General features: G+C 61.1%; 8 protein-coding genes and 1 pseudogene. 7 read left to right on the top strand and 2 right to left on the bottom strand.

The features are described from left to right. The first annotated feature begins 10 nt into the window (after window positions 1-10). The 3 genes from BG22_RS10325 to BG22_RS10315 all read left to right on the top strand — a co-directional run bounded on the left by BG22_RS10325 (window position 11) and on the right by BG22_RS10315 (window position 2,690). Window positions 11-865: a carbohydrate ABC transporter permease gene (locus BG22_RS10325; protein WP_140495340.1), complete on the top strand. Its 855-nt coding sequence runs from the start codon at window positions 11-13 to the stop codon at window positions 863-865. Then, on the top strand, window positions 865-1,707 hold the full coding sequence (locus tag BG22_RS10320) for a carbohydrate ABC transporter permease (protein ID WP_140495338.1): 843 nt from the start codon (window positions 865-867) through the stop codon (window positions 1,705-1,707). The genes BG22_RS10325 and BG22_RS10320 overlap by 1 nt, the downstream gene beginning before the upstream one ends. Before the next feature lie 377 nt (window positions 1,708-2,084). Beyond that, window positions 2,085-2,690, top strand: a complete 606-nt coding sequence (locus tag BG22_RS10315) for a YesL family protein (RefSeq protein ID WP_140495336.1) — start codon at window positions 2,085-2,087, stop codon at window positions 2,688-2,690. A gap of 945 nt (window positions 2,691-3,635) precedes the next feature. On the opposite strand, the gene BG22_RS10310 is transcribed toward BG22_RS10315, so the two are convergent. Together BG22_RS10310 and BG22_RS10305 are read right to left on the bottom strand one after the other, a co-directional pair. Beyond that, window positions 3,636-5,117: an amino acid permease gene (locus BG22_RS10310; protein ID WP_140495335.1), complete on the bottom strand. Its 1,482-nt coding sequence runs from the start codon at window positions 5,115-5,117 to the stop codon at window positions 3,636-3,638. Between the two features lie 268 nt (window positions 5,118-5,385). Then, on the bottom strand, window positions 5,386-5,994 hold the full coding sequence (locus BG22_RS10305) for a TetR/AcrR family transcriptional regulator (protein ID WP_140495333.1): 609 nt from the start codon (window positions 5,992-5,994) through the stop codon (window positions 5,386-5,388). Window positions 5,995-6,136: 142 nt separating this feature from the next. On the opposite strand from BG22_RS10305, the gene BG22_RS10300 reads away from it, so the two are divergent. From BG22_RS10300 to BG22_RS10285, 4 genes and pseudogenes are all read left to right on the top strand, one after another. Further along, window positions 6,137-6,838 (top strand): ABC transporter ATP-binding protein, encoded by a 702-nt coding sequence (locus BG22_RS10300; protein ID WP_140495331.1) that lies wholly within the window; start codon window positions 6,137-6,139, stop codon window positions 6,836-6,838. 12 nt (window positions 6,839-6,850) lie between these two features. Further along, window positions 6,851-10,027 carry an FtsX-like permease family protein gene (locus tag BG22_RS10295; RefSeq protein WP_140495329.1) on the top strand — a complete coding sequence of 1,059 codons (3,177 nt, stop codon included), beginning with the start codon at window positions 6,851-6,853 and terminating at the stop codon, window positions 10,025-10,027. A gap of 346 nt (window positions 10,028-10,373) precedes the next feature. Then, window positions 10,374-11,894 (top strand): amino acid permease, encoded by a 1,521-nt coding sequence (locus tag BG22_RS10290; RefSeq protein WP_140495327.1) that lies wholly within the window; start codon window positions 10,374-10,376, stop codon window positions 11,892-11,894. A gap of 501 nt (window positions 11,895-12,395) precedes the next feature. Further along, a pseudogene (locus BG22_RS10285) lies at window positions 12,396-12,810 on the top strand (hypothetical protein); the annotation flags it as partial.

Genomic DNA, 12,810 nt, shown 5'->3' with positions numbered 1-12,810 from the left:
GAAAATAGTCATGATCAGCATGGCTGGTAAGGCGATACGCAGGTGGTGGGCACTGTTCGCACTGCCTACGTTCGCCGCGTTCATCATCGGATTCCTGGTGCCCTTCATCATGGGCGTCTACCTGAGCTTCTGCGAGTTCACCACCGTGACCGACGGTGAGTTCGTGGGCCTGAAAAACTACGGCAAGGCACTGAAGGACAAGGAGTTCCTGCACGCGCTTGGGTTCTCCACGGCGTTCACCATCGTCACCACCATCGTGATCAACGTGGTGGCCTTCTTCATCGCCTACATGCTGACGAAGGCGATCAAGGGCTCCACGCTGTTCCGTTCGGTGTTCTTCATGCCGAACCTTATCGGCGGCATCATCCTGGGCTACATCTGGCTGCTCCTCCTCAACGGCATTCTGGCCCACTGGGGTCGCGCCCTGACCTACAAGGCCACGTACGGATTCTGGGGCTTGGTCGTACTGGTGTGCTGGCAGCAGATCGGATACATGATGATCATCTACATCGCCGGCCTGCAGGCGCTGCCGTCCGACGTGCTCGAGGCGGCCGCCGTGGACGGCGCCAACGGCACCCAGACCATGTTCCGCATCATCATCCCGCTCATGATGCCGTCCATCACCGTGTGCTCCTTCCTGACCGTGACCAACGGCTTCAAGCTCTACGACCAGAACCTCGCCCTGACCAACGGCGCGCCGAGCAACATGTCCGAGGGCCTGGCGCTGAACATCACCCGCACCTTCTACGGCCGCATGGGCTGGGAGGGCGTCGGCCAGGCGAAGGCCGTGCTGTTCTTCATCCTGGTCGCGGTCATCGCATTGATTCAGAACAAGCTCACCACGAGCAAGGAGGTGGCAGCCTGATGAACGAGAACAAGCCTGTGAAGCATGGCGCACTGTGGACCGCGCTCTTCACCGTGATCTCCCTGCTGTGGATCTTCCCGATCGTCCTGGTACTCATCAACTCCTTCAAGCAGAAGGCTTACATCTCCAAGAACGCCTTCAGCCTGCCCACCGGCAAGACGTTCGTTGGACTCGACAACTACGTGCGCGGTGTGGAAACCACGCAGTTCTTCGCGTCCTTCGGTTGGACGGTGCTCATCACCGTGGGTTCCGTGGTGCTCATCCTGCTGTGCACCTCGATGTGCGCGTGGTGGATTGTGCGCGTGAACAACTGGGCGGCGAAGCTGCTGTACACCCTGTTCCTGTTCAACATGATCGTGCCGTTCCAGATGGTGATGTTCACCCTCTCCAAGATCGCCGACATGCTGAAGCTCAACACCCCGTGGGGTCTGTGGATCGTGTATCTCGGCTTCGGCGCCGGCTTGGCCGTGTTCATCTTCACCGGTGTGATCAAGGGCATCCCGTCCGAGCTTGAGGAGGCTGCCATGATCGATGGCGCGTCCGTGCCGCGCATCTTCTTCCAGATCGTGGTGCCGATCATGAAGCCGTCCATCGTGTCCGTGGCGATCCTCGAGGCCATGTGGATCTGGAACGACTACCTGCTGCCGTACCTGACGCTCGATTTGGGCAAGTACAAGACCATCTCCGTGGCCGTGCAGTACCTCAAGGGCGGCTACGGCTCGGTGGATATGGGCGCCATGATGGCCTGCCTGGTCCTCGCCATCATCCCCATCATCATCTTCTACCTGGTCTGCCAGAAGTACATCGTCAGCGGTGTTATGGCGGGCGCGGTCAAAGGCTGAGCTTGGCTCAGACTTGACATGGGGAGTCCGGTGGACTCCCCATAGCGCCCGCCTGAGCGAGGCGGTAGCCGAGCGAAGGTAATACTGAGCCTCGCCGTAGGCGAGTCCTTAATTGCTGGGCCGGAGGCGGAGCCGTCAAGGGCTGACGACTCCAAACGAATTCGGTTCCCCTCTCCGAGGGGAGCCACCACCGCGACTTATACCAACTTTATCGCCCAGTTGTCGGCTCCCCTCTCTGAGGGGAGCCGTCGGCGGTAGCCGACTGAGGGGAGTGGCGGGAGTAACGTAACGCTACAACCGCCACTCCCCTCAGTCATCTGCGGTGACAGCTTCCCTCAGAGAGGGGCGAGGAGTGTGGTAAAAGCAAGGAGCGACATATGAACTGGCTGGCGCCTGATTCCAAGTTCATGCGCGCATGGAGCAACCTCACCGACGGCGTATGGATCAACATTCTGATGCTGATTACTTCCATCCCCATCGTCACCATCGGTGCGGCTCTGACCGCCGGCCACGATGCCTGCCGTCGTTCCATCGAAGGTGAAGGCAAGAGCGTCACCGCCAATTACTTCAGATCGTTCCGATCGAACTTCGTCAAGGCTACATTGCTGTGGCTGCCGTTCCTGGTGGTGCTCGTCGGCCTGGTCTACTCGTGGATCGTGCTGCAGATCACGCCGTTGCTCATCCCCAAGTTCGCGTTGAGCATCCTATGGATTATCGGCTTCGAATGGGTGTTCGCGCTCCAGTCGCGCTTTGAGAACAGCGTGGGCGGCACCCTGAGGAACGCCTTCATCTTCGGCATTTCGCACATCGCCATGACTACGGCTCTGGTGGTTGTGGATGCGGTGTTCGTCGCGCTGCTGGTCGCCAGCTGGTTCTATATGCCGGGCGGCCTGTTCCTGCTGGTGGTGCTCGGCTACGGCACGATGCTGATGCTGCACATCCCCGTCACCGAGCGTGTGTTCAAGCCGTATCTCACCCGGTGACCAGCCCGTTAGTGTCCTGTGTCGCAATTGTCTGAGATCGGTGTTGGTCCCCTCTGACGAAGGGACTGGCAGCGAAGCTGACTGGGGGAGAGACAGAAGCTGGACCCTCTCAGTTATTAGTGACAGCCCTCTAGTGTCCTGCGCCTGCGGCTCGGTGGTTACATTGTTGGCTTCCCTGTCGGGACTTTGCGGGGAGGGTACGGGACACTGGACTCCCCAGACTGCTCAACGTGCGCGCATATGCGAGGATTTCGGGGTGGTCAGGTTGCGAATGCCGTAATGATTGGCGCCGGGAAGCCAGTGAATGACGGTAGAAAACCGTAGGGGACTGTACGTACGCGGAATAACGTGGCATCCGCGTACTTACAGTCCCCTAGAGGTCTGAAATGGACTGTACGTACACGTGGCCTTCGATGGGGCGCGTACATACAGTCTCTGGTAAGCCGGAACTATTCCTCGGCTCCTGCTGTTCTGGGCATATGCCCACCAATTATTCTGGGTCTATCCGCACTATAAAGCGGATTCTGGGCATATCCATACCACGAAGCGGCCGATATGGGCCTCTACATGGTACGGATATGCCCAGAACAGTAAAATCGGGCTGCTAACTGGCACCCATATGCCCAGAAAGCAGCTCGATCAATGAGCGAATCGCTCGGAAGCGGTCAGTCTTCAGCCGTCAGTCTTCAGCCGTCAGTCTTCAGCCCGGAATCAACCGGGAATGACCCTAGTGGTCTGTCTCGCAATTGTTTGAGTGGTGCTGGCCCCTCTGACGGCAACGTTCGAGCCGACAGGCGAGCCAGCATGCCGCGCATGCAGTGCGTCCTTAATTGCAGGACGGGCTGCATGCGAAGCCGCCTGGGGGAGAGGTAGAAGCTGAACCCCTCAATATTAGTGAGACAGGCCTCTAGATGGCCCGCCCGGTACAACCCTGACTCGGCCAGCCTACTTACGGGCCTGCGCCACCTGATACATGATGAACAGGATGGCGAGCCAGATCACACCGGCGATGACGGCCACACGGTAGCTGGCGGAGAAGCACATGAGCACCACCACCAGCGCCAGGAACGCCAGTACCACCCACGGCGTGACGCGCGCGAACGGCAGCTTGAAATGAATCGCGTCCAACGCCTTCTGACCGGAGAGGCCGGCAAGCGCGGAATCCTCGGGGGAGTCGCCAGCTGCGACCACCTTGCGGAACTTCATCTCGGTGAACATGATCATCGTCCAGTTGATGATGCCGGCGATGGTCGCAATCGACATGAGGTAGTTGAACGCGAACTCGGGCCATACGAACACCACCACCACGGCGATGGCGGTGATCACAGCGGAGGTCAGCACGCCGGCGACCGGCACGCCATGCGCGTTCAGCTTGCCGAGGTAGGCGGGCGCGTTGCCCTGCTTGGCCAGCGAGTACAGCATGCGGGAGTTGGCGTACAGGCCGGAGTTGTAGACGCTCATCACGGCGGTCAGGCACACGAAGTTGAGGATGCCGGCGGCCGCATGGATACCCACGGAGTCGAAGATCTGCACGAACGGGCTGGGCGTGTCGTCGCCGCCGATGGTGTTCCACGGCACCACGGCCATGATCACGCCGAGCGCGCCGATGTAGAACACGAGGATACGCCAGATGATGTCATTGGTGGCGCGCGGAATCGTAGTGCGCGGGTCCTCGGTTTCGCCGGCGGTGATGCCGATGAGCTCGGTGCCGCCGAAGCTGAACATCACGACGACCAGAGCCATCAAGAGGCCGGTCCAGGAGCCGTCCTTGGCCTGGGTCATCAGACCGTGCGGGAAGAAGCCGTCGCCCACGGTGAACCAGTTGGCGAAGCTCGCCTTGATGCCGGAGGCGGTGGGCAGGGCGAAGACGATGACTGCGAGACCGCCGATGATCATGGCTATCACGGCCACGATCTTGATGATGGCGAACCAGAACTCGAACTCGCCGAACTTGGAGACGCCGAGCAGGTTCGCGGCGGTGATGAGCACTAGGAACACGGCCGCCGACACCCATGTGGGGATGGCGGGGAACCAGTAGTTCACGAATGAGCCCACCACGGCGAGCTCCACCATGGACACCAGGATGTAGTTGAACCAGTAGTTCCAGCCGGAGATGAAGCCGGCACGCTTGGACCAGTAACGGGTGGCGTAGTAGCTGAATGCGCCGGCCTTCGGGTCCTCGACCGACATCTCCGACAGCGCGCGCACGATCATGAAGATCGCGAGGCCGCCGATCAGGTAGGCCAGCAGGATGGACGGGCCGGCCAGGGCGATGGATTCGCTGGATCCGTAGAACAGGCCGGTTCCGATGGCGCCGCCGAGCGCGATCAGCTGGATGTGGCGGTTCTTCAATGACTTGCGCAACGTCGCGGGAACCGGTACGTCGTCGGTCTCGCGCGGCTTCTTGGGCGCATCTGTAGTGCTCATGATGCTCTTCTCTCAGGTCTGGTAATTACCTTGCGCGCTGCAGTGCCTTGCTGCGACACACAATGTTGGCCATTGTAGGCCGTATGCCGCAGATACAGTGTCGCAAGTCCGATGATTGATGAAGGGGCGCGGCGTTCCTATGCGTGCGTGGCCTTGCCTAGTCGCGCAAGCACCGCATGTTATCGCTTCGACCGGGGAGTCCGTTGCGCTACTGATGAACTCGCAAGAACTGGTGACGTGGGGCAGTCGGAGGAGATGCTTGCCTGATTTATTTCGGCTGGGAAGGTTCCGGTAGGCCCGTCTTCGGTAGGCCCATCTCCGGCTGGGTCATGGTGAGAATGATGCGCGCCACGGACTCGGGGGAGGCGGCCAAGTCGGTGGAGAGCCAGTATTGGATCAGGCCGATGCTGCCGGAGACCCCGAATCGCATGCGCATCTGCGACTCGGTTGTGTCCCGTGCTCCGGATTGCATCCGCTCGGCTACGTCGCGTCGGCTGTAGATCAGCCCCAGCAGTTGTTGTTGGAATCCGATGTCGGCCTTGGGGCTCATCAGTACCTGCAGGTGGTTGCGGTTGTCGGCGATATACCGGCATATCTGCTCGATGATGCGCTCGATACCGGCCAGATTCGGTTGCCGCAGCAGTTGGTCGAGCGCCGCGGTGACCCAGGCCATGGTCTCGTCCTCGATGTCGTGCAGCAACTCCTCGATGCTGGAGTAATGCGCGTAGAACGTGGAGCGGTTCACGTCTGCTCGTTCACACAGGGCCTTGACCGTGATGGCGCCCAGCGGCCGCTCTCGCATCAGTTCGATGAGCGCGTCCTGCATGGCCTGCCGTGTGTACCGTGTGCGGCGGCTTTCGGTGAGTTCCTTGGCCATGGGTCTCCCTTCACCCGACATTTTGCAATCCGACTGTTGGTTGTGGAACCGACACAGTGTTGTTTTACTGGAGTATAGCAGTCGTTGATGTGGCGGCCATGCGCATGAGGCCGCGCGGTTATTCGGGGCAAGGGGCATTGCGATGGCGTATATCGAGTTTGACGATGTGGTCAAGGAATATCCGTCGGGAGACACGGCGATCCGGGCGCTCGACGGCGCGAATTTCACGGCGGACCAAGCCGAATTGACGGTGATTCTGGGCCAGTCGGGCGCCGGCAAGACCACTGCGCTCAACATTCTGGGCGGCATGGACACCGCCACGTCCGGGCGCGTGGTGGTGGGCGGCCGCGACATCACCGGATTGAACCGTCGCAAACTCATCGGCTACCGTCGCAGCGATATCGGCTTCGTGTTCCAGTTCTACAATCTCGTGCCGAACCTCACCGCGTTGGAGAACGTGGAGCTCGCCTCGCAGATTTGCCCGGACCATTTCGACCCGGCCGAAACGCTGCGCAAGGTGGGGCTTGGCAATCGTCTTGACAATTTCCCGGCGCAGTTGAGCGGTGGCGAACAGCAGCGCGTATCCATCGCCCGAGCGATTGCGAAGAAGCCCAAGCTGCTGCTGTGCGACGAGCCGACCGGCGCGCTTGATTACGAAACCGGCAAGGAGGTGCTGCAATTGCTGCAGGATATCTGCCGGTCGCAAGGCATGACGGTGATGATCATCACGCATAATTCCGCGCTCGCGCCGATGGCGCACAAGGTGATCCGGTTCCGCTCGGGCAAGGTGGTGGGTGAGGAGACGAATCCCGCTCCCACGCCGATTTCGGACATCGAGTGGTAGGTGGTGAGTGTGATGGTGCGTGGCAGGCATGCTTGCCGGAGTGGTTCCGGCCCGTGGTCCGAAGCCGTGGAACAACCTGTGAAACATGATGTGAGCGATGGTGCGACGCAGGCCGGGCGCGTGGACTCCGGTTCCGGTTCCGGCTCCGGCGCAGGCTTCGGCATTTCCGGCGCGTTCGCCAAGGATATGTGGCGCATGTGGCGGCGCAACTGGAAACGGTTCGCCTCCATCGCCATCATCTCGATGCTGGGCGTGGCCGTACTGACCGGTATCTACGCCGGGTGCCGAGACATGTTCCGCGGCGCTGACCGGTTCCTGGACGCGCAGCGTCTGTCCGACATCCAAGTCGTCTCGACGCTGGGCCTGACCGATGACGACGTCGCCGCGCTCAAGGCGGTCGACGGCGTTGCGGCGGTCCAGCCGGAACGGTCCGCGACGGCGACCGTCACGATAGACGGCAGCGACAAATCGGTCACGCTCAGCGAAATCGGCGTGGACGGCATGAACCAGCCGTATCTGCAGGAAGGCGAGCTGCCGACCCGCGCGGGCGAGACGGCCGTCACCCGCAAGTTCGTCAAGGACAGCGGCCTGACGATTGGAGACAAGCTCACGGTATCGCTGGATTCGTCCAGCGAGGATTCTTCCGAAGAGCAATCCGGTGATGATTCGACATCCGCTACCGATTCCCCAAGCGCAACCCCCACGTTCCCGACGGACCTCACCATCACCGGCATCGTGCTGGACCCGACGGACCTGCAGAATCCGGACGGCTACTCCCAAGGCGCGTTCCGCAGCTCGGCGACCTCCGATTACACGTTCTTCCTGCCGTCGGACGGCGTGACCGGCGACACCTATACCGCAATCTCGCTGGAAATCAGCGGTGCGGCGGCGCTCGACACGTTCTCCGACCAATACGACCAAACGGTGCGCGCGGTGCGCACCCGCATCGAAGACAACGTGCAATCCCAGCGCGAGCAGGCCCGCCGACAGCAGCTCATCGACGATGCCAAGCAGCGGATTGCCGAGGCGCGCGCCGAGGCGAACCGGAAATTCGCGGACGCGCAGTCGCAGATCGACCAGCAGCGCTCCCAATTCAACCAGCAGCTCGACGCGGCGATTGTGATGGCCGGCGGTGTAATTCCGGCGGGCGCTCAGGACGGCAGCAATCCGGAGGCCGCGGCGGCCCTGCAATCCCAGCGCGACGCCATAACCGCGCGCAGCCCTGAGCTGTCCCAAGCCAAGCAACAGCTGGATGATGCCCAGACCGAATTGGACCGGCAGAAGAAGGATGCAACCGCCGAACTGGATAAACGCGAGGCGTCCATTGAGGCAGACATTCCGCAGGCACGCTGGTATGTGAACACGCGCTCGTCCACCGGCACGTTCTCCTCGCTCAAGTCCGACCTGAGCTCCATCGAATCGTTGGGGCGCGCGTTCCCCGTGGTGTTCCTGCTCGTGGCCGTGCTTATGAGCCTGACCACGATGGCACGCATGGTGGAGGAGGATCGCGGCCTGATCGGCACATACATGGGACTTGGTTATGGCAACGTACTCATCGCCATGAGGTATGTGCTGTTCGCGCTCCTCGCATGCCTGATTGGCGGCGGACTGGGCGATGTGGCCGGATTCCTCGGTATTCCGACGTTCCTGCTCGTAGTGCTGGAGGGCATGTATGTGGTGCCCGGTGTCACGATGCTGTACGACTGGGCGTACGGTTCGGCGGGTGTGCTGCTGTTCGTGGTGGGCGTATGCGCGGCGACCGTGGTGGCATGCCGCGGTGAAATGCGGCAGATGCCGTCCGAGCTCATGCGCCCCAAGTCGCCGAAAGCCGGCGCCCGCGTGTTCCTGGAGCGAATCGGACCGTTGTGGCGGCGCATGAAATTCCTGAATAAGGTCACCGCCCGCAATCTGTTCCGGTTCAAAGGCCGTCTGTTCATGACAATCGGCGGCGTGGCAGGCTGCACTGCGCTCATTGTGTGCGGCCTGGCGATCAACGACACCGTGGACGCGCTGCCCGCCACACAATATCAGGACATCTACCGGTACAACCTGATGGTGGTGACCGATCATGACGATCTCGCGGACGTGCGCTCGCGGGTGTTGGGCGGCGCGAAGGTTGACGATGCGGCCGATACGACGACGCTGGCGCGCGTCGAAAACGGTGAGATCGCGAATGCCGCCGAGGAATCCGAATCCGTGCAGCTCATCACCGTGCCGGAGGCGACGGACCTCGGTGCAGTCGCGTCGCTCAGACTTGTGTCCAACGGCACTATGCGGCAGTATCGCGACGGTACGGCGATCGGACTGTCGGATAAGGACGAGGGGCGGCAGTCGGATGTGCCCAGTTTTACGGGCGACGGCGTGATCGTCGCACGATCCGCAGCCAACGCGCTCGGCATCAAGGCCGGCGACAAGGTCACGCTCGGCGGCGGTGACGGGGCGGCCCGCGCGGTCGTTCGCGTGTTCGCCGTCAGCGAGTCGGTCATTGGCTCGGACGTGTACATGACGTCCGCGTATTACCGGTCCGTGTTCGGGGGCGACTCGTCCGGTTCGTCGAGCTCGTCCGGTTCGTCAAGCGGTGACGGGGAGGCCGCCGAAAACAGAGGAAGCAGTGCTGACGGCAGTGCGATGACCACGTCGAACGGCGTCGAGATGAACGCTCTGTTCGCGCGATACACCGGTTCGGACGACGATCAGATCGCGTATGCGGACAAACTCGCGAAAGAGCAGGGCGTGCTCAACGTAGTCAGCACGGCGGACATGCGCCGCGGCTTCAGCTTCGATCTGATGGGCGCGGTGGTGGCGCTGATCGTGGCGCTCGCCGGCGCGTTGGCTCTGGTGGTGCTGTTCACGCTGGCCAACACGAACGTGTCGGAGCGCGTGCGCGAGATGGCCACGCTCAAGGTGCTCGGCTTCTTTGATCGTGAGGTGCACACCTACGTGAATCGCGAGATGCTGATATTGACGGTGATGGGTGTTGCCGTCGGTCTGCCGCTCGGCCGCTGGATTGGCGGGCTGCTCACCGCCGCGTTGAACATGCCCGGACTGTACTTCGCGGTGAGCGTGCGTTGGGTGAGCTATGTGATCGCAGCCGTGGTGACGCTGGCGTTCGCGCTGCTCGTGCAGCTGTTCACCAACCCGGTGCTCGACCGGATCGATCCGGTCAGCTCGCTGAAGTCGGTGGAGTAGGGGAGACAGGGAGAAAGGCGGCTAGTATACTGCGCCGTAAGTTCGTTGATTAATTCACTACCCCTCAGTCCCGCTTCGCGGGCCAGCTCCCCTGGCAAGGGGAGCCAACATATAATCAACGAATTTCTGACGCAGAATACTATACGAGACATAACGCGCGCTTGCTGTGCTCGATGACGCTTCATCGCGGTGCCGCCGATTTCATGAAAGTTCAATTTAGGTGACAGGAATTGAACTATTTGGCTGGATGTTTACAATATTGTCACGCCTGTTCGTTGAACCGCCGTGGTCTTGGTCCAAGTCACGATGATATCGTTTGAACTTGATTGAAAGAGCAGGTGAGTTGATGAACAATAGCCAGAACAGCGGTCAGGGCGGCACCCTGGCATCGGTCGAAAACCTCGACAAGAACAACGAGATGGCGCGTGGCCTCAACAACCGACACGTCCAGTTCATCGCCATCGGAGGCACCATCGGAACCGGCCTGTTCCTCGGCTCCGGCAAGTCCATCGCCCTGACCGGCCCGAGCATCGTGTTCGTGTACATCGGCGTGGGCATCATCATGTTCCTGCTCATGCGCGCCATCGGCGAGCTGATGTACCGCGACCCGAGCCAGCACACGTTCATCAACTTCATCACCCGCTACCTCGGCAACGGTTGGGGCAAGTTCGCGGGCTGGTCGTACTGGATCGTGCTCGTGCTCATCGGCATGAGCGAGATCACCGCCGTCTCCACCTACTTCATCACCTTCTTCGACACGTTCGGCATGGACCTCTCTCACTGGAAATGGCTGATCGAACTGTGCTTCCTGGCCGCGCTCGTGACCATCAACCTCATTGCCGTCAAGGCGTTCGGCGAGGCGGAATTCTGGTTCTCGATGATCAAGATCACGCTGATCTGTGCGATGATCGCCACTGCCGTGGTCATGGTGGTGATCGGCTACCACTACGACGCCGTGCAGATCACCGGTCAGGACGGCATATCGCCGGCCGGCCACGCGGGGCTCGACAACATCACCAACGGATTCCAGATTGCGCCGAACGGCTGGCTGAGCTTCCTGATGAGCTTCCAGATGGTCTTCTTCGCCTATGAGATGATCGAGTTCGTGGGCGTCACGGTTTCCGAGACACAGAATCCACGCAAGGTGCTGCCGAAGGCCATCAACGAAATCATCGTGCGCGTCCTCATCTTCTACGTGGGTGCGTTGCTGGCCATCATGGTGATCGTGCCGTGGGGCACGTTCAAGCCGAACAAGGACGGCTCCTTCGCGTCGCCGTTCATCATGGTGTTCCAGTACGCGGGCCTCAAGTGGGCCGCCGCGTTGGTGTTCTTCGTGGTCATCACGGCCGCGTCCTCGGCGTTGAACTCGCTGCTCTACTCCGCCGGACGCCACCTGTACCAGCTGGCCTCCGAGTCCGAATCGCCCACCTTCCGCAAAGTCGGCGTGGTGTCCAGCCGCCGCGTGCCGGCCCGCGCGATTCTCGTCTCGGCCGCGCTGATTCTGCTGTCGCCGGCGATCAACGCGATTCCGGGCATGTCCAGCGCGTTCGTGCTGTTCGCGTCCGCCTCGAGCGCGGTGATCATCTTCATCTACGTGCTCACGATGATCGCGCACCGCAAGTACCGCCGCTCCGCCGACTTCATCGCCGATGGATTCGTGATGCCCGCATGGCGGGTGCTCAACACCGTGGCGATCGTGTTCTTCGTCTTCGTATACTGCACGCTGTTCCTCGCGGACGATACGCGCGGTTCCGCCATCGCTGGTCTGGTCTGGCTGGCGGTGTTCGGCGGGTACTGCCTGCTGCATGACCGCTTCCAGAATCGCGATCTCAAGGCCGCGCTGAAGCATCGCGAACGTCAAGACTGACGCCGACTGACACGGATGACGCGCGCGGTGTCAGCTGTGTGACGGACGGCCTCCGGCGAAACCGTACTGCAACGTGCCGTGCACCAGCGCGGAAGTGAAGTGCGTCGTGCACAGTCCTGCCTCTTCGGCTTCATGCGTGCATCCGGCAATACTGCACAGTAAGATTTTGTGACTGCGAATCATCGTTAATCCCCTTCGTTAGGATGGCATCCATGCCATCTATCTGCTCCAGCATAGGCGAACTACGTCGTAAAAGCCAAAGCTTGGGCGATTTTGCACGGTCTTGAGCGATTCGAGTTGGATTGTTAGGATTGTGCGCGAGAGGCGGCGAGTTTGTAGTGAGCGGAACGTTGGCGGCGGATGGCCGAGGTGGAGGCATCTGAAGGAAAGTTTTCCTAAGAGGGCGGTCGCGTGGCCGCGTGCAACTGCAGCTGGATACGCTGTGCGTATTGGTACACGCCGTATATCGGCGCATGACGTACATCCAGTAACAGGAGCACGATGATGTCTCAGACCTTTACTTGGAACGCCGGTCAGGTGTCCCTCACCTTCGATTACGCGGACGATGATTTCGTGGCGATGCAATCCGTGCGTATGGGAACGGCAGAGGTTGTTTTCGCTCGCCGCATCCCGATCGTGGATATCATGACCACAGCCACAGGTCACCATATCGCCTGCAACAAGCTCACGCACACCGTGATCGGTGAATCGTTGCGATACGGCGGCCATGGCGAGGGCCATGACGGCGGTCGGCATACGTTGATTGTCACGTTGCATGATTCTGAGCACGGTATCGGTGCCGCTGTGCATTATGAGGTCGATGATGCCGCTCCGATGGTGCGCACTTGGGTCACCGTGACCAACGAACGCGCTGCCGGCGATAGCCCCGCCGGTGACGCGGGCAGTGCGATAATCC

Origin of the sequence: Bifidobacterium sp. UTBIF-78 (genome assembly GCF_006408945.1) — a bacterium.
Taxonomy (GTDB): Bacteria; Actinomycetota; Actinomycetes; order Actinomycetales; family Bifidobacteriaceae; genus Bifidobacterium; species Bifidobacterium myosotis.
The sequence above is the reverse complement of the archived record's forward strand: the minus strand, read 5'-3'. Positions and strand labels throughout refer to the sequence as shown.